Source organism: Salinispirillum sp. LH 10-3-1 (assembly GCF_030643825.1).
Lineage (GTDB): Bacteria > Pseudomonadota > Gammaproteobacteria > Pseudomonadales > Natronospirillaceae > Salinispirillum.
The window spans coordinates 3,405,884-3,424,062 of record NZ_CP101717.1; the positions used below are offsets into that span (position 1 = coordinate 3,405,884).

16 protein-coding genes and 1 tRNA gene are annotated in these 18,179 nt (G+C 55.6%); 5 read left to right on the top strand and 12 right to left on the bottom strand.

What is annotated here, in order from left to right:
* Positions 1 to 38 precede the first annotated feature (38 nt).
* Entirely contained in the window at positions 39 to 1,577 is a 1,539-nt protein-coding gene (locus NFC81_RS15660; protein ID WP_304995417.1) for a GGDEF domain-containing protein, read from the bottom strand.
* Positions 1,578 to 1,586: 9 nt separating this feature from the next.
* Entirely contained in the window at positions 1,587 to 2,504 is a 918-nt protein-coding gene (locus tag NFC81_RS15665; protein ID WP_304995418.1) for a phosphotransferase, read from the bottom strand.
* 57 nt (positions 2,505 to 2,561) lie between these two features.
* Between NFC81_RS15665 and polA the strand changes: the two genes are divergently transcribed.
* On the top strand, positions 2,562 to 5,387 hold the full coding sequence (polA, locus tag NFC81_RS15670; protein WP_304995419.1) for a DNA polymerase I: 2,826 nt from the start codon (positions 2,562 to 2,564) through the stop codon (positions 5,385 to 5,387).
* Positions 5,388 to 5,515: 128 nt separating this feature from the next.
* Here the strand turns inward: polA and NFC81_RS15675 are convergent, their stop codons facing one another.
* From NFC81_RS15675 to NFC81_RS15695, 5 genes are all read right to left on the bottom strand, one after another.
* Complete coding sequence (locus tag NFC81_RS15675) at positions 5,516 to 6,676, bottom strand: hypothetical protein (protein WP_304995420.1); 1,161 nt, start codon at positions 6,674 to 6,676, stop codon at positions 5,516 to 5,518.
* A gap of 4 nt (positions 6,677 to 6,680) precedes the next feature.
* On the bottom strand, positions 6,681 to 8,066 hold the full coding sequence (locus NFC81_RS15680) for an HDOD domain-containing protein (RefSeq protein WP_304995421.1): 1,386 nt from the start codon (positions 8,064 to 8,066) through the stop codon (positions 6,681 to 6,683).
* Between the two features lie 150 nt (positions 8,067 to 8,216).
* Positions 8,217 to 10,307 (bottom strand): ATP-dependent DNA helicase RecG, encoded by a 2,091-nt coding sequence (gene recG / locus NFC81_RS15685; protein ID WP_304995422.1) that lies wholly within the window; start codon positions 10,305 to 10,307, stop codon positions 8,217 to 8,219.
* 1 nt (position 10,308) lies between these two features.
* The gene (locus tag NFC81_RS15690; RefSeq protein WP_304995423.1) at positions 10,309 to 10,737 is read right to left on the bottom strand and encodes a hypothetical protein; all 429 of its coding nucleotides are present in this window, start codon (positions 10,735 to 10,737) and stop codon (positions 10,309 to 10,311) included.
* 212 nt (positions 10,738 to 10,949) lie between these two features.
* A complete protein-coding gene (locus NFC81_RS15695) occupies positions 10,950 to 11,222 on the bottom strand; it encodes an HU family DNA-binding protein (RefSeq protein WP_304995424.1) in 273 nt (90 codons plus the stop codon).
* Positions 11,223 to 11,498: 276 nt separating this feature from the next.
* On the opposite strand from NFC81_RS15695, the gene NFC81_RS15700 reads away from it, so the two are divergent.
* From NFC81_RS15700 to phoR, 4 genes are all read left to right on the top strand, one after another.
* Positions 11,499 to 11,987: a chorismate lyase gene (locus NFC81_RS15700; protein WP_304995425.1), complete on the top strand. Its 489-nt coding sequence runs from the start codon at positions 11,499 to 11,501 to the stop codon at positions 11,985 to 11,987.
* Positions 11,984 to 12,859: a 4-hydroxybenzoate octaprenyltransferase gene (gene ubiA, locus NFC81_RS15705; protein WP_304995426.1), complete on the top strand. Its 876-nt coding sequence runs from the start codon at positions 11,984 to 11,986 to the stop codon at positions 12,857 to 12,859. Before NFC81_RS15700 ends, ubiA begins: the two co-directional genes overlap by 4 nt.
* A gap of 138 nt (positions 12,860 to 12,997) precedes the next feature.
* Positions 12,998 to 13,702 carry a phosphate regulon transcriptional regulator PhoB gene (gene phoB, locus NFC81_RS15710; RefSeq protein WP_304995427.1) on the top strand — a complete coding sequence of 235 codons (705 nt, stop codon included), beginning with the start codon at positions 12,998 to 13,000 and terminating at the stop codon, positions 13,700 to 13,702.
* Positions 13,696 to 15,006 carry a phosphate regulon sensor histidine kinase PhoR gene (gene phoR / locus NFC81_RS15715; RefSeq protein WP_304995428.1) on the top strand — a complete coding sequence of 437 codons (1,311 nt, stop codon included), beginning with the start codon at positions 13,696 to 13,698 and terminating at the stop codon, positions 15,004 to 15,006. Before phoB ends, phoR begins: the two co-directional genes overlap by 7 nt.
* Here phoR and NFC81_RS15720 read toward each other — a convergent pair.
* The 5 genes from NFC81_RS15720 to NFC81_RS15740 all read right to left on the bottom strand — a co-directional run bounded on the left by NFC81_RS15720 (position 15,003) and on the right by NFC81_RS15740 (position 18,170).
* Complete coding sequence (locus NFC81_RS15720; protein ID WP_304995429.1) at positions 15,003 to 15,929, bottom strand: response regulator; 927 nt, start codon at positions 15,927 to 15,929, stop codon at positions 15,003 to 15,005. The genes phoR and NFC81_RS15720 overlap by 4 nt on opposite strands.
* Positions 15,930 to 15,999: 70 nt before the next feature.
* Positions 16,000 to 16,812, bottom strand: coding sequence for a hypothetical protein (locus NFC81_RS15725; protein ID WP_304995430.1), 813 nt, complete (start codon positions 16,810 to 16,812; stop codon positions 16,000 to 16,002).
* Positions 16,809 to 17,588: a S1/P1 nuclease gene (locus NFC81_RS15730; protein ID WP_304995431.1), complete on the bottom strand. Its 780-nt coding sequence runs from the start codon at positions 17,586 to 17,588 to the stop codon at positions 16,809 to 16,811. The genes NFC81_RS15725 and NFC81_RS15730 overlap by 4 nt, the downstream gene beginning before the upstream one ends.
* A 26-nt stretch (positions 17,589 to 17,614) precedes the next feature.
* Positions 17,615 to 17,935, bottom strand: coding sequence for a DUF3392 family protein (locus tag NFC81_RS15735; RefSeq protein ID WP_304995432.1), 321 nt, complete (start codon positions 17,933 to 17,935; stop codon positions 17,615 to 17,617).
* Positions 17,936 to 18,094: 159 nt separating this feature from the next.
* A tRNA-Thr gene (locus tag NFC81_RS15740) sits at positions 18,095 to 18,170 on the bottom strand.
* Between the last annotated feature and the right edge of the window lie 9 nt (positions 18,171 to 18,179).

An 18,179-nucleotide genomic window follows, 5' to 3' on the forward strand; every position in this document is an offset into this window, starting at 1 on the left:
TAAGGTGGCGGGTGTAAACACACCGCCCTACGGGTCAACTAACCGACTTCAACGCGATTGCGCCCATTGCTTTTGGCACGATACATGGCCGCGTCGGCGCGGTCGAACACCGCCACAATATGATCATCCGTTTGAAACTGCGCGCAGCCAATAGAGACCGTTATGGGTACGGGCTCGCCTTTGAAATGGAAGGGACTGTTTTGCACCGCTAAGCGCAGTTTTTCCATGGCCGCGATGGCTGCCTCAGGCGCAGTGCCGGGCATGATGATAACAAACTCCTCACCACCGTAGCGGGCAATAAAATCGTATTGCCGTAGCTGAGCTTGCAGTTGCCGCGCAAGAATCTTCAGCACCTTATCACCCGCCGTATGGCCAAGCTTGTCGTTTATCTTTTTAAAATAATCGACGTCCAATACACAGAGCGCTAATGGCGCATTCTGGCGGCGGTAACGCTCGAACTCCTGCTCAATTTTCTGCATGTAAGCGGTGCGGTTGGGTAGCCCTGTGAGGCTGTCCGTCATGGCCTGTTGGCGAGTTTTTTCAAAGGCATCGCGAATGCGTTTGTTTTGCTGTTCAAGATCCGCTATGACCTCCACCAACTCCGACATCATGGTGTCCATGCTACGTTCTTTTTCCACGCTCTCGTGCATAAAGGAGCTGATGCTCTGCACAATGTCGTCGAGTTCTTTTTGAATGCCGTCTTTCAATTGCGGCAAGCTCGTAGCGGATTGCATCTCAACTCGAATGCTTTCGACATGCCGCTGAATCTGCTGATCTAGGCGATTACCGTCATCACGGAAGTCTTGTTGAATATTCTTGGCTTTTTGAACCGATGCGCGGATAAAGGTCAGACGTTCGTTGAGCTGTTCAAGATAGTGTTCGAGTTCTCGCTGCTCGTCGTTCAGTACCGACACAATCAGATCGATCAGCTCATTCAATAAGCCAAGCAAATAGGGCCACTCTAGGGTACGCGTCAGTTGATGCATGATGGCTTGCAGCGCGTGCTGCTTATCGACCGGCAAGTGAATGCGATTAGCCAGATCCGTCATAGACTCATACACGTCGGCGACTATGGTGTCGATGTCTGTGACGATGCCATTGAGAGCTTGATCGTCCTTACGGTGTGCGGCATGTTGTTCGATCACCCGTTCAGCAGACGCCAAACTAGTGATGGTTTGCAGAACTTCGGCTTGCCCGGTGCGATACTCCAGCAAATACAGCGTGAGTTCATGAATGTTGCGCACCCGCAACTCAATACCGTTGCTGAGGTGATCAAAGAATTCAGGTTCGGCACTGTGAGCACGCAGCTGGTCGTTCATTTGCACCAGCACGCGTGCCAAAGCACCTTGTTCGTTGCTGCGCGTTGCGTCGAGTGCATCGTAAACCGACTCAGCCTCACTCAACACAACGTCAATGGCGTCTTCTTGTACATCCGGCTGGCGCAACAGTTCCCGAAACTGATTCAACAACCCGTCGAGCTCCTTGTCTTGGCCGTCACCAAACAAGCTCACCCGCACCATACCGCGACGCAGTTGTTCTACGCGATCCAGCAATCGTTGTTTTGACTCTGTTGTCATGGCATTCACTTATCCATGTAAGTGTTGTAAGTCTAGCAGCATATTCTCTTGTTCGTCCGGCGATTTCACAGTCACTTCTGCACTGGCCGGGGATTGTGCCTGGGCGTCTAAACGCGACAGCCAAAAACGCAACGCTGCCGCTTCGCGCATGGTTGGCAGCCATCGTAATTCTAAGTCCGACAGCGGTCTTGCCGCTTGATAGCCGGCAAGAAGCGCCTGCACCTCGGGCGTCTGCAATGAGCTGGCGGCACACCAAGCATTGATGGCCACTGCTACGTCCCAAATACACGGAGCCCAACTGGCGAAATACCAATCGATCACCGTGCTCAACCGACCCTCATCGAACAGCGCGTTGTCGGGAAATAAGTCCCCGTGCGTCCACGCCATTGGCAGGTCGACTTCCCATAGGGTCGCTAGGCGCTGCCAAGACTGACGCAGATGCGCGGCCTTATTCGCCGGCAACTGCAACTGCCAAGCCGCCACGCGTTCTGCTTGCCAGGTCGGCCCGAAATTCATCGCTACCGGCGGCAAATCCAGGTGTTGCTGATGCAATCGGCCTAGGAATTGCCCGATCTGTTGGCAGGATTCGGCGTCGGTTTCGGGTTGCCGACCGGGCAACGCTGCCACCAAGGTCGCGGGCTTATTGGCCAGCGTACTGACGCTGGCACCGTCCAGAGTACGGCGTACCTGAGGTACCGCTAATTGCTGATCCGCCAGCGCCGCCATCAGCTCGACCACGGGCTCCACGGCTGCGGCATCGCGATCTTCTACCAAGGTCAATATCCATTCGCCTTCATTGGTGGTGAGCCAATAGTTGGTATTCACCGTGCCCCCGGCAATACCGCGATGCTGGTGCAGTTCTGTAATACCATGCGCTGCGAGCCAAGGGACAATTTGCGCTGTTGTGAGTGGCGTGAATACGGACATTGGCGATACTTCGGGTTACACTTTGCGCACATTGTAAAGTAAACCCAGTATTTTCCTATGGCTGAATCGAATTCCTCTGCTGCGCGCAAACCCGTTGTCTTGATCGACGGTTCGTCTTATTTATTCCGTGCCTTTCACGCCATGCCGCCGTTGACCAATAAAGCAGGTCAACCTACGGGCGCCGTTAAGGGTGTGATCAACATGGTGCGTGCTATGTTGGATCAGTACCCCGGCAGTGACGTTGCCGTGGTGTTTGACGCCAAAGGGCCCACCTTTCGTAACGAGCTGTACGCCGACTACAAAGCCAATCGGCCACCCATGCCGGACGAACTGCGCCCGCAGATCGCGCCGATTCATGAAATCATCAAGGCCATGGGCTTACCACTGCTGACCATTGACGGGGTAGAAGCCGATGATGTCATAGGTACCTTGGCGTTGCAGGCTACAGAGCGCGGACTGGACTGCGTAATTTCCACCGGCGATAAAGACATGGCGCAATTGGTTACGCCCCATGTCAGCCTGATCAACACCATGAGCAATGAATATCTGACGGTTGAGGGGGTACGGGAGAAATACGGCTTTGGCCCTGAGTTGATGATCGACTATCTGGCCTTGATGGGCGATAAATCCGACAACATTCCCGGTGTGCCCGGCGTGGGTGAGAAAACGGCAAAGGCACTGCTGACGGGCCTAGGTGGGATTGATGCCATCTATGCCAATTTGGATCGCGTACCCGAGCTGGACTTCCGCGGCGCGAAGACCATGCCGAAAAAGCTGCAGGAGCATGAAGAGCTGGCGCGGCTGTCATATACCCTTGCCACCATTAAATGCGACGTTGACCTACCCGTACATATTGAGCAATTGGCGCGCCAAGAACCCGACAATACCGCCTTGGCTACCCTGTACCGTGATCATGAGTTTACCGGTTGGCTGAAGGCACTGACGGACGCTGGCGTAGCCGCGCCAGAAACTGCCAGCGTACCGGCCAATGCATCGACCCACGAATCGACGGCAGATAGCACTGCCGCGAATGCCGCGCCAGAACCCGAAACGACGAAACAACAAGACTACAGCACGCTAGATGCCCCCGATGACTGGTATCGCTGGCTACTCAGCCAAGCCGATGCTTCCCAGTTTGCGGTATGGCCCGTCACGGCGGCGGGGCATTATCGACAGAGCCACTGGCTTGGTTTGGCGGTCAGTACCCAAGCGGGGCAGGCGGTGTATTTGGATTTCCGCAGCAGCGGTTGGCCTGAAGAAGCGCTGCAGCCGTTAACCAAATTTTTTGTGTCACACAGCTACGCCAAGGTTACTCACGACCTGAAGCGTCTGTTGCACGGTTTATCAGGACACATTGAACAACCGGCAAACCTCAGCGAAGACACTCTATTGCTCGCCTATGTGCGCAATACTGCAGTGAGCCGAGACAGTAACTTGGACCGGCATTTTGACCCCATGAGCCTCGACAACCTCGTCCGGGTGTACCTGAATGCCGCGCCGTCCACGTTGGTCGATTTAGCCGGCAATTTTGGTGTGAAACAAACCCCCTTGGCGGACGTCGACCCGGCCGCACTCGCCACCTACGCCTGTGAACGCGCCGACTACATTGGTCGCCTTTATCGCTTTCTGCAGCCACAGCTGCAACAACAGTTTCCACAGCAGTGGGGCGTTTATCGCCACATTGAACTACCCTTGGTGCCCGTCCTGCAGCAAGTGGAATGGAACGGTACACACATCGATACCGATTTCTTGAACGGATTGAGCGAGGATTTTCGTCAACGCCTAACCGAACTGGAAGGGCAAGCCCACACCTTGGCGGGTAAGGCTTTTAATCTGGATTCACCGAAGCAACTGGGTGAAGTGTTGTTCACCGACCTCGGCATCCCAGTGGTGGCCAAGACACCCGGCGGGCAACCCAGTACCAACGAGGAGGTTTTATCTGAGTTGGCTTTGCAATATGAGCTACCGGCGCTGGTGTTGCGCTATCGCCATCTGCGCAAGCTGCTGAACACCTACACCGAACCATTGCCGACCTTGATCAACCCCGTGACCAATAGGGTGCATACGACGTACAACCAAATCGGCGCGGCCACGGGTCGGTTTTCATCGACCGACCCGAACTTGCAAAACATACCTATTCGCTCCGCCGAGGGCCGGGCAATTCGCAAAGCCTTTGTCGCAGCACCGGGGTATCGCATGGTCGCGGCCGACTACTCACAGATTGAGCTGCGCATCATGACGCACCTGTCACATGACCAAAACTTGATTGCGGCCTTCCGTGACGGGCGAGATATTCACCGCGCGACGGCGGCGGAAATCATGAGTTTGTCGGAAGACCAAGTCACCAATGAGCAGCGCCGGGCCGCCAAAGCGGTCAATTTCGGCTTGATTTACGGCATGTCGGCCTTTGGCTTGGCAAAGAACTTGGGCGTCAGCCGCGGTGAAGCCCAAGCCTATGTGGACGCCTACTTCACCCGCTACCCTGGCGTTAAACAGTATATGGAGCAAACGCGGGCACAAGCCATGGAAGACGGCTACGTTGAAACGGTCTTTGGCCGCCGCCTGTATTTGCCCGACCTTAAATCCTCCCGTCAGCAGCAACGCCGCGCCGCTGAGCGCACGGCGATCAATGCGCCCATGCAGGGCACCGCTGCCGACATCATCAAGCAAGCCATGGTCGATGTGCAGGTTTGGCTGCGCAGTAGCGGACTGGATGCCCGCATGGTAATGCAGGTACACGATGAATTGGTGTTTGAGGTTAAGGCCGAAGACGTCGATGCGCTGGTCGACGGTGTACGTTTCCGCATGCAGCACGCCGCCTCGCTGTCTGTGCCCTTGGTGGTCGATGTGGGTGTCGGCGACAATTGGGAAGAGGCGCATTAATTAGCGTCACAGACTACCCGTTAGCCAAACAGGCTCTCGTAGGAGGCCAGCCCCCTGGCCGAACCTTTCGCGCAGAGGGCTGCGCTCCTACGACCTAGCAATTTGCGCAGCGAGTTGTGCTCTTACATCTAATCCCAAGGGCGGGCGTTCAGTCGCACTTGCGCGCGCCACCAGTTGGCCCAGGTTTGCATGCCGGGCTGCCACAGCGGGAGGTGCCTGAGGTCGTCGTTCAAATAGGGCATTGTCGCCCACTCAATGGCTACACCGCGAGCCCGCAACTCTGCCAAGCGCTCCTCCGTGATCATCTGGGTGGTGTCTTGTGGCAACAGCCAGAACTGCGGGGTCGCGACAAAACGGGCCGTCTGCTGCGGCTCGTACGTCCAATCACGCCGCTGCGCCCAGTTGATCCAGTCCAGTTCAAAGGGCTCTGGACGGTAGCTGAAGTCATAGGTAGCCCAAGCGCCCGTTAGGCTATACGGAATAGCTCTGACCACTTCGCTGCTGCGCTGTATACCCTGTGGCGGACGACGGCAGTCGGTGTTTGGAAAGTCGAGGCAACGCAGCCAGAACGGCTCCCACAACTCAATATCAAAACCATCCACTTCGGCACGCAACATTTCGGCATCACGTGCTGACATCATAGGGGTGTAGGCCACACTGAGAAATTGCCAGCGCGGCTCACGTGCGCTGGCTTCCAAGGCAATGCTGCCACGTTGTTCACCCGCTAATAGACCCAGCGCTGACGTGTGCTCCGGGCGCAGGCGAGAAAAGGCGTCGAACCATCGATTGAGTTGCACGGCTGCCGAGCGGACGTCCGTGGGCATGTTTGCCATTAGGCCCCGTAAATCGACCACGGACACGCCATGATGATTGAGCCATGCCGGTAGCCAGCTGGTGTCATCGACCCCAAAGCCACCCAGCCACACCACCAAGGGTCCGGGACGGGGTGCCCAATAGACGTCAAAGCTGCCCACAGTCTCTAACCGCCAAAGCTCAGGCTTCACGTACAGGCGCTCGGCAACGATGGCGGGTTGATTGAGGCGGGACATAACCACCTGTTCAGGCCCGCGCTCAAGGTAGGCATCCTCTGCCAGCAACCATTGATCACGATGTCGCCGCACCCTATCGACTTCGCCCGCACTCCAGTCGATCCAGTGCCATTGCTGGCGGGTAATAGGTTGCAGGCTGATTAAATCGTCGTTCAGTTGGTAGTGCTCTACCACACCCTGGCGCGCACAGCCTGACGCGAGCACCACCAACAACAGCGCCAACCAAAGCGCGAAGGGCAAGCTGCTAACTGTTGAGCAGCCCCTGCGCCAAATGATCCAACTCGTCCTTCGCATCGCGTACCTGTTCTATCGCCGCTTTGGCGTCTTCGGGGGTTATGTGCAGCTCACTGAATAACATGGGGTCTAGCCGACCCGCTGGGCCATGCAACAAGCCACCGCGACGCAGTAAACTGACGGCGAGATTGACCAGCTGCGCGTAATCCGAATAGGGGCCCATGTAGTCCTGCACGCTGCTGTGACGAATGGCCACCACGACTTCTTTCGGCAAGTTCCAGCTTTGCAACAAGCTGGCGGCTATCTGGTCACGATTGATGCCCAGGACATGATCTTCAATCACCTGTGGTTCGAGGTGCGGATTGGCCTCCCAGAGCCGACAGCACGACGAAAACTGAGGCTTAAATACATGCGCCAAAATCAAATAGCCAAAGTTATGCAACAATCCACTCAAGTAGGACAGCCCGAAACTCGGCCGGAACTCACGCGGTATGCAATTCTGCAACGCACCCACAGCAGTGGCGGTATAGATCGCTGCCTGCCAATAAGGGGTATAGCCTTCCGGTGCATCCTTCGGCATTTCCAAACTTTTGCCCAAGGCCAAACCTAACGATAGGTTCATCACCAAGTCGTAGCCCAAGACCCGCACAATGGCGTCCTGTACCGAGCGCACACTGCCAGGGGCAGCGTAGTAGGACGATGAAGCCCAGCTGATGACCTGTGCTGACAACGAAGGATCACGCGCCACCACACGAGACAGCTTTTCGATATCGGCATTCGGATCAACACGCAAACGAATGATGGCTTGCGCTGTATCGGGTAAAGGGGGAACTTCTAAAGTTTCTTCCAACCGCTGCTGAATACGCTTCGAGGTAAAGCGCTCGACCGACTGATTAATCGCCTCACGATCCAGATCGAACAGACTGAGTTCGTAGTCCAAATCCGTGTTAGGTACCTCGTCGGTCATAGCGAAATAGCGGGTATGCTCGTCCCGGGCTAAGGCGGCAAAATCATCGAGTTCCAGCAATACATTGCGTACGCCGCTGTGAATGATGCACACCGGCAACGCCTTGACGCTTTCATCGATAAGGGTTTCTAGACCGGTCAATAGGTCTAAGGCCGGCAGGGTGTTTAAGCCCAGCTGGCGCAGCAAACGCTGCTGCTCCAGTGGCGCAAGTGCTTGCAGGTCGCGCCCTGTTTGTTGCCGCACGCGGCCTAAGTCCAGCAAACGATTAGCTGGCAGGAACACTTGAACCTTGCCCATGTCATCGCCAAGCAAGATGGCTTCGATGGGTATCTTGTCAAGGGTCTGCGCCTTGCTGTACACGCGAACCTGAATACCGTGCTTGTTCAAGTAATCGCGCACTGCAAAGGGAAATTTATCTGACTCAGTCATAGTCTCTGCTGCTGAACTCATGGGCTTATTCCGTTGCTCTCTGTTTATTCTAGTCGCATAAGACGTAACTCATGAACAAATACTGCTTTTTATTTGTTCAGGATCGCGAGCTACCTCCATGCCGTGGCCTTTGTGCGCCGCTCTCGACGCTCACACTCTACCATAATTCATATCGCCTGCATGCCAGCGCGCTAATAGCGAGGTGATGGATTCAGCATAGCTCTGCTCCATGGTCTCAGCCACTTCTTTTACCACCGGTAGCCAATGTTGGTCGCGCTGTAAATTGGCAATGCGAAAGCTGGCCTCACCGGTTTGCCTTGTACCCAGCACCTCACCGGGGCCACGCAGCAGTAAATCTTGCTCAGCGATCTGAAAACCATCATTGGTCGCCCGCATGGTGTTTAAGCGGGCCTTTCCTGCCTGCGATAAAGGTGTCTGATACAATAATAAACAATAACTGGCGGTGGCACCGCGCCCCACTCGTCCGCGCAGCTGGTGCAATTGTGACAATCCCAGGCGCTCAGCGTTTTCGATGATCATGACCGATGCGTTGGGCACATCAACGCCCACTTCAATCACCGTAGTGGCCACCAGCACCTGAGTCTCACCGCGTTGGAAGGCCGCCATCACTTCGGCTTTGTCTTTCGGCTTCATACGGCCATGAATTAACGCTACTCGCCAAGGCGCCAATGCTGCGGACAGTTGTGCATAGAGTTCCTCGGCCGCCTGCGCTTCTAGTTCTTCGCTATCTTCGATCAACGTACAAACCCAATAGACTTGTCGTTGCTGCGTACAGGCCTCACGCACGCGAGCCACCACACTGTCACGCTGCGCATTACTGAGCACCGAGGTCACCACGGGCGTGCGCCCAGGCGGCAGTTCATCGATCACCGAAATATCGAGGTCGGCGTACATCGACATCGCCAGCGTTCGAGGAATGGGGGTGGCGGTCATAATCAATTGATGGGGCACCTTACCATGTTGACGACCTTTCTCCCGCAGCGTCAAACGTTGGTCGACGCCAAAGCGATGCTGTTCATCAACCACCACCATGCCCAAACGAGCATACTGCACTTCTTCTTGAAACAGGGCATGGGTGCCGACGATGCAGTAAGCCTGCCCTGATGCAATGGCCGCCAACACCGGTTCACGTTGTTTACGGGTTTGCTTACCCAGCAGCAATACCACGTCGATGCCCAGAGGCTGCAACAGAGCCTGTAGGTTGCGGGCGTGCTGTTCCGCCAAGATTTCTGTCGGCGCTAATAAGGCGGCCTGCCAGCCATTCTCCATCACCCGCAACATGGCACAGAGTGCGACCAGCGTTTTGCCAGAGCCAACGTCACCCTGCACCAGCCGCAGCATAGGCACCGGCCGCTCAAGATCCTGGAAGATTTCCCCCAGTACCCGATGCTGTGCGCCGGTTAATTGAAACGGCAGGTGCGCCAACAAGCGCGTACTCAAGTCGCCCTGAGGATAGAAATCAGGCGCACTCTCGGCGCGCGTACGGGCGCGAATTTGGCGTAAACCAAGATGGTGAGCCAGTAGCTCTTCCACTACGAGGCGCGCCACACAGGGATGATCACCTTCACGCAAGGTATCAGGGTCGGTCTGCAGTGGTGGGTGGTGCAAGAAATTCAACGCTGCGGGTAGGTCTGGGAGCTGCCAGCGGTCACGCAATTCGGCGGGTATCAGATCGCGTAGATGACCATGCCGCGTTAACCATTGCAACGCCTGATCCATCAATTCACGCCATTTCTTTTGGCTCAGCCCTTCGGTGGTGGGGTACACCGGCGTCAGGCGACCATCGAGGCGGGGCAGGGCCTCCAGCGTCGCGGCCAACACATACTCTGGGTGATAGAGCTCTAACCCCGTTGCGCCGCGCCGGGCTTCGCCAAACACTTGCAACGCGACCCCAGGCTGCAAAGCGGCTTGCTGGGCCTTGTTGAAATAGAAAAGCCGCATGCCGACTTCGCCGCTGTCATCACGAATTTTCACCAACAGCGAGCGGCGGCGACCAAACTGCACTTGCGCGCGCACCACCGTTCCGCGCAACAATACATGCTGACCGGGGCGTAATTGCCCCATGGGCCAAATGCGGGTGCGGTCTTCGTAACGTAGGGGTAGGTGAAAAAGCAGGTCGGTGATGTCGTGGACGCCTAATCGGCCGAGCTTTTCGACCAGGCTTGGGCCAACGCCTCTGAGCTGGGTAAGCGCACTCTCACGCCGCGGCTCTGGGAGCATCTCAGAAATTGAATCTCAGTTGCAGTTTGTACCGTGCGCGTTCCGGGCCAAAATAGCTGTTTTCGGCGTACCCTTCGAGATACAAGGGGCCCAATACCCGCACATTCACGCCGCCTTTGACCACGGCAACATCGGGCATAAGGCGCTCCCAAAAGGAATCGTCTGCACCCCAAAAATTCACAATCCCGAAGCCCAGTAAGGCATGCACATGGTCTCGCCACAGTGGAATGTCGTATTTTCCGTAAAAGGCGATCTGATCTTGCTCACGGTTGTTGCCCCATTCGATTTCGTTGAACAGCTCAGGGCCGCCCCAGCCGAAGCCAACATAGTATCCACCGTCTGGCCGCGCGTCATTGATACCCGAATACAGGTAATTCTGCCCGAAGGCAGGTAGGGCAAGGAAAAGTGTAAATAACAGCGCTAAACGCATGCGGCTTGAAGCTCCAACAAAAAATACAATGGCAATCAACGCGAATAAATATCAAAACAACAGCGGAGTCATGTGGGTAACAGCAAACCAACGCAGGCACAGTTCAGTGGTTCAGGGTGGTCGCACGCAGCAGCCCACCCTGACGCTCGACTCATTAAAGACCGCTAGCAACGATCAGCGGTGCTAGCAGAGCCGAATACTCGCTCAGGTGATCAGTTTACCGAATCTTTCAGTGACTTACCTGGCTTGAAACCAACAGTGCTGCTGGCGGGAATCTGGATTGCTGCGCCTGTTTGCGGGTTTTTACCCGTACGTGCACTGCGATCTTTCTTTTGGAACGTACCGAAACCTACCAGAGTGACAGCGTCTCCCTTGGCAACGGCATTGGTGATTTCGTCAAGAATTACATTCAGGACATCGTTTGCTTTGTCTTTGCTCAGCTCAGCGCGTTCTGCGATTGCAGCAGACAGTTCCGGTTTACGCATAAAGGACATTCCTCTGATTATTGTCTTATTGAGTATCTTGCCTTGGGCCCTTACAACCCAAGTTGGACCCTCATTCTTGAGGGGGCGTCGCTGGCAGTCAAGGGGCAAAAGCCCGTTTGACGGCTATTTTGGCCTTTTTTTTGTTAAATCTGCGATTTAGGTTCTAATGAACCCGCCGTTTAGCCGTGAACATGGCCTTTTTCGGGCGCACTGGGTACACTGCGGCGGCATATCACGCACCAAACCAACGCTCAGGGGAGCCCGAAAAAGAGCCACATGCCAGACTTTTCTCAAATTCGCGCAATGACGTGGTCAACGGGTTTGCCGCTCTCAACGCTGGAGCGTGCATGGCTTGCTGACCCCGGTTCTCTGACCGAGAAATTGGTCGCTGCCAGTGCCGGTGACTTCAAGGTAGTGCTGCACAGCGAGCAGCGCCATTGGACCAGTCCGGGGAAACCCAGCCCCACGCACCACGGGCATGACCTCTACTGGTGCAGAGACGTCACGCTGTATGGCTGCGGTCAGCCTTGGGTGCAGGCGCGCACCATGGTGCCAGCGCGTGAACAACGGCTATTGCAGCGTTTGCGCCAACTCGGTACGCGCCCTTTGGGCGCTTTTCTGTTCAGCCAGCCCAACCTGCAACGTTTGCGCATGGACTACGCCAGGCTGGAAAGCGGTGTCGCACGGCGCAGCTGGTTTACTTTGGGCCGCCAAGAGATCATTCTGGTGGAAGTTTTTTTGCCTACTTTTTTTGACCGTCTATGAACCCAAGCCTGAAATTAAAAGCACAACAATACATTGAGTTGGCGCGCCTGAATCGCCCCATCGGTATCTATTTACTGCTGTGGCAAACCCTCTGGGCGCTTTGGCTCGCCGCCGATAGTGTCCCTTCTCTGCATTTGCTGGTCGTATTTATTCTCGGCGTTGTTTTGATGCGCAGTGCCGGTTGCGTCATTAACGACTATGCGGATCGTAACCTTGACGGCCACGTTACTCGCACACAGGGACGCCCGCTGGCCACTGGCCGCGTGAGCGCGCGCGAAGCCCTGCTGTTGGCCGCAGCACTGGCCCTTCTCGCTTTTCTACTGGTGCTCACCACCAATATGGCCACTGTGCTCTGGTCCTTCGGGGCGGTCGCGCTGGCCGCCCTGTATCCCTTTATGAAGCGCTATACCCACCTGCCACAGGTGGTGCTGGGCATGGCCTTTTCGTGGTCGGCGCCCATGGCCTTTGCGGCCCAAGGCGCACCCATCGGACCCTTGACCTGGATGATCTTCATCAGCGGCTTGTTGTGGATTGTAGCCTACGACACCTTGTACGCCATGGTCGATCGCGAAGATGATCTGAAGGTCGGTATTCGTTCAACGGCAGTGCTGTTTGGCGACGCCGATAAGCTGGCCGTGGGTGTCCTACAAGGACTGTTTTTGATAGGCATGGCGCTCGTCGGGCGTATGGCGGAACTGGGCGTGGTGTTCTATCTAGGCTTACTGGGCGCTGCAGCTTGCTTCGTTTGGCAACAGTGGTTGATCCGCGAACGCGATCGAGATGCATGCTTTCGCGCCTTTTTACACAACCACTGGGTGGGCCTGATAGTCTTTCTCAGTGTCGCGATGGACCGCGTGTGGTCTGGCTTTTAGCGATTCACGCCGTGAGTCATGCCTATGCCTAAAGTCATTCTATTTTGACAAAAAGGTTAAAACGTTCATATTTCTGACATAATTCCGCAGTGTAATGGTCATCACTGTTTGCATCATTACAAACTCGCGAGGCTCGATATGTCAGGAAGAACCATACTGGTTGTGGACGATGAAGCACCAATCCGGGAAATGATTGCCGCCGCGCTCGAGATGGCTGGTTACAACTGCCTAGAGGCCGCAGACGTGCTCAGCGCACATTCCATTGTTGTTGATCAGAAGCCGGACTTGATTCTGTTGGATTGGATGCTGCCCAATACCAGCGGTATTGAATTGGCGCGCCGTTTAAAAAAGGATTCTTTGACCGCCGAAATCCCAATTATTATGCTCACCGCGAAGGGCGAAGAAGACCACAAAATACAAGGTCTTGAAGCCGGTGCCGACGACTACATCACTAAGCCGTTCTCGCCACGCGAGCTGGTAGCGCGCCTTAAAGCCGTATTGCGCCGCACGACGCCTATGGGTGTTGACCACCCCATTGAAGTGCGTGGACTGCGCCTGGACCCGAGCAGTCACCGGGTCACCGTGGACAGCAAAAACGTTGATATGGGCCCGACCGAATTTCGCTTGCTGCAGTTCTTCATGACCCACGCCGAACGTGCCTATACGCGTTCACAGTTACTCGATCAAGTTTGGGGTGGTAATGTGTATGTCGATGAGCGCACCGTTGACGTGCACATTCGTCGCCTGCGTAAAGCACTGGGTGAAGAACATGCACGCATGATACAAACGGTACGCGGCACGGGTTATCGTTTTTCTGAAAAGGTAGATGAGGCGGAATGCTGAACGATCGCCGCAAAGAACATTATCGACGCCTAATCCTCACCTATTTGGCGGTATTGTTCGTTGGTTGGCTGTTTGGCGCGCCACTCATTGTCTTTTGCGCGGCCTTGGTTACTCACGTCATTTGGTCGCAAATTCAGATGCATCGACTGTTGTCGTGGTTGCATGAATTTGAAGACGGCGAGCCACCCCGAGCCAAAGGCGCTTGGGGCGATGTATTGGATTCGTTGTGGACTTTTCGCCGACGCCAACGTACCGAAGTCCGGAAGCTGCAAAACAGCTTACAGCGCGTCCAACGGACGGTAGAGAGCTTAGCGGACGGCTTGGTGATCATTACCCCCAAAGGCGAAATTCAGTGGTGGAACGAAGCGGCGCAAAACATGCTGAATTTGCGCGCCTCGGACGAGGGGCAGGCGCTAACCAACCTGATTCGCGACCCGCACTTCGTAGAATTCTTCAATAAAAACCGCGAACACGTGCAGTTTGTTTGGCACAGCCCCCGCACTGGCAGTTATCTTCAGTTCACCAACAACCGGCACGCTGCGGGAAATCGCTTATTGATGGTGCGCGACATTTCTCGCCTACGCCAACTGGAACAAATGCGCCAAGACTTTGTCGCCAATGCGTCCCACGAATTACGTACGCCTTTGACTGTGCTGCAAGGTTATCTGGAAACCTTTGCGGACCTCCAAGATGGCTTGCCCGAGCGTTTGCGCAAGGGCGTCGATTTGATGCTCGCACAGTCAAAACGCATGGCAAACCTCGTGAATGACTTGCTGCTATTGACGCGCCTTGACGGCGTCGATAAGCCGGTAGACGCTAAACCCGTGGATATTGCCGCTCTGATACACAGCATCATCGTTGATGCTCAGGCGCTCTCTGGCGAGAACCAACATGAGTTCGCCGTCCATATCGACAGCCCCATGCTGCTGCTGGGTGTCGACAATGAATTGCGCTCAGCGTTCTCCAATTTGGTTTATAACTCCGTACACTATACGCCGCCAGCCAGCCTCATTGAGTTACGTTGGCGCCACGACGACGCCGGAGGCTATTTCTCCGTGACGGACAACGGTGTAGGGATTGATCAGAAACACATTCCACGCCTGACCGAACGCTTTTACCGCGTGGATGTAAGCCGGTCTTCATCAACCGGCGGTACGGGATTAGGTCTGGCGATCGTCAAGCACGTTTTGATGCACCACGGTGCGCGTCTCGACATCGACAGCAAGCTTCGCCAGGGCAGTACCTTCACCTGCTGCTTCCCGCCAACCTTGCTGACCGAGGCTAAGTCGTCTGCTACCGACTAACGTATTTTGGCGATCAGCCGTGAGAGATCAGAAAACTTCTCTGGATCTTCATCGGTCAGCTTAAAATTCAACAAAAACTCATCGCAGTCAAAACGTGCGTCAGCGGCCTGCAATGAATAAACGAAGCCATTCAGGCGCGCCACAGCACCGTCGTGATCCAGCGCAATGTCAAACACGGCTTGTTCAAACAACTGCGGCATCCGTTTAACTCGCGGCAATCGAATCAATGCATTATTCAGGTTCACATCTTCTAGGTGACCACTGAGAGTGACGTCCGCCAACCGGATGTCGGCGGTGATGTCCACTTTAAGACGCCCTTGATGCACCCGCTCAACCTTTTCTGCAGCGGGCTTCGCGGCCGCTGCGCCACCCGTCAAGACGCTCACCGCTTCAGACCCGGCAACCGCCTGTGGTGTATTGGCCGGTGCTTTAGTACCACCAGCTGCCAACAAGGTTTCAGCCCCCGAGCGTTGCATGCCTGCGGAGCGATCGGGACTAGCATGGCGATTGCCCAGCATGCGTCCCAGTTCTTCACGATGGTCACGGCTCAATGCTTTCAATACCTTGCGCAGCAACTGCTCGCTGGTAAACGGCTTGCCGACATAGTCGGTAACACCGGCTTCGACGGCTTTGACCACATGGCTTTTGTCGCCGCGGCTGGTCACCATAATGAAGGGGGTGGATGCATGACCTTCATCTTTCTCATTAGCCCGCAACCACTGCAACAGCTGCAGGCCATTGATCTCCGGCATCTCCCAATCACAGAGAATCAAATCAAACTGCATCTTGTTCAGCAGAGATTGGGCGCGCTTACCATTGATGGCTTCTTCAACGTCAACCTCCGGCAACTGGCTTCGCACCGTACGCCGGATCAAATCGCGGATGAAACTCGCGTCATCTACTACCAGAATCTTTATCGCCATACTCTGCATCCCATTACTGTAGCGCCTACAAGGTTATCGTAACCCAGCGTCATAACTGAACAATTATATTCTAACCTTCGGCGCCCACATAAAGCACAAAGGATTTACGATCAGCCGCCAACTGATGCACCTTTAGCTGTCGATAACGTTGGTCCAAACGCACCAAATCGCGCACGGCCTCTTGTAACTCAGGGGGGGCCAAGGTGCCCAAGTAAAGTCCCTTTATCGTGCAACGATCCACCGGCAATACCGGGCCATCGCCACTGTTTTTAACCTGGCTGAGCGGCAGTACCAACCGCCATTCGCGCAAGGCCGCCTGCTCGGCCGGCGCCTCAAACCAACCGGGAAACGGCAGCTTATCCGTGGCAACCAAGGTGCGCCTGTGCCCATAACGCACGTGCCGCAGTAATCGCGGTCGGCCCGGTTTCGCCTGAAAGGCCGGTGCCGCAGCGTCAATTTCCAATGCCATGCCGCGGTGCTGATCACCCCACAGATGCCACACCAACGGATTCTGCACGCTTTCTGTTAAGTTCAACGCCACCAATGCTTGATGGCGCGGCAAGTCTAATTCTTCGCGGGTGTCCTGAAACTCGCCGTGTGCAGACCATTCCGCCTCCAGTTCGGTGCGTTTTGCTTCCATCTGCTGGGCAAAGTAAGCATAGTCCACCGCCGCCCGCAGGTGCTCAGGTATTGCCTCATACCTTTTCCGCAATGCAGCATGCCACTGATCATCACTGAGGGTTTGCGCGACTCGCTGCCCGGTACCACCCAGCAACCAAGGGTTGCCAGTATCGGCCATACTGTGCAGCGGCAATAGCCCGCGCTTTAATGCACGCACCAATTCTGCGCCACCCAATAAAAACAACCGTGCCGTTTCACTCATAGGGCGCCCACAGCAGACAAGGTGGCGGCCACGCTGTTCATTCGATCGGCCAGTCGCACCGCCGCTTTCTTCAACTGCTCTTCGTAAAGCGGCAAGGCACGCACTCGGTAGATGGCATTCCAGCCACCGGCCGTATCCACCAACGGGTAAACGACGTCGCGCGCCAGTACATGAGTTTCCCACACCCACTCTTGCGGTGTGCCTGCAGACCACTGGGCCCGCTGGGCCGGAGTGATGTCGCGGAACCAAGCGTTGGCAATCTCAAAAGGTCGACCGGTAAAGTAGTCGAATAATTCTGTCTGCCACACGGTATAGAGATCGACACGCCGCAAGTCCGTCGCCACAACAATGGTGTCACGGCCACCTCGATCGTGAGCAAAGCCAGCGTTCATGGGGTCGTGTAAGTCACCCATGTAATGCAGCAGCGCCCGAAAGGCTTCCATACGTTGGGCACGAGTATGCGACGGATTTGCCAATACGCGCTCTGCTGCCAACACTGCGCCCACACTGCAACGAGCTTGCGGACAATGACGTGCGGGCTCAAACTCCGTATCTCCTTCTTCAAACCAAGTGTAGTGCAGTGCCAAGCGGCTTTCGTTACCCGGTCGCTGGTTGTTGACGGCCGTCCAATTGGCATCGGCAATCAGCAGATTGCGATAATTGGCTCCGTAAAAATTCTGCACCAGCTGGGTCGCTTCAGGGGTAAAAAAGCGACTGGCGAGCTGCACCACGACTTCATGACTGCGCTCGCCAAAAGCCTGCGCTTGGGCTGCCAACAGCAGCAGCCCGGCTAGCGAAAGACTTAGGTAGCGCGCCGCTCGGCGAGCATGCCCACCCCAATAAACGCCAACGTGATGATAATACCGAGAAACAATCGATCGATTCGACTCACTAAATCGGTCAGCCATATGCCCCCTTGAACGGTAACAAACCCATAACCCACTGCGCACAGGATGACGAAGACCAGGGTGCGCACAATAAAGTGCGCACGGCGCATAAGACCCAGCACGCCGCGATTGATGTCGCGCCCGTAAATCACCAACAGACTGGCGATAAATGCGGTACACAGCAGGCGCAGATGCGGGGTAAATAAACCGGAAAAATCCACCAGTAAAGACTGCACGTTACACTCCAGTATAGTACGAGATTAAAGTCGGGAGTGTGTACGGAGTGTCAGGAAAGTGCAAGATAGAGGAGCAGTCAGGTGCCTGAGGCGAAAAAAAACCGCCATAAAGGCGGTTTTTTATTGCGACCAGCGATGTTTCGCTGCACGCGGTGTTTGTGGTGCCGACACCAGGAGTCGAACCCGGGACCTACTGATTACAAGTCAGTTGCTCTACCAACTGAGCTATGTCGGCAACGGGGCG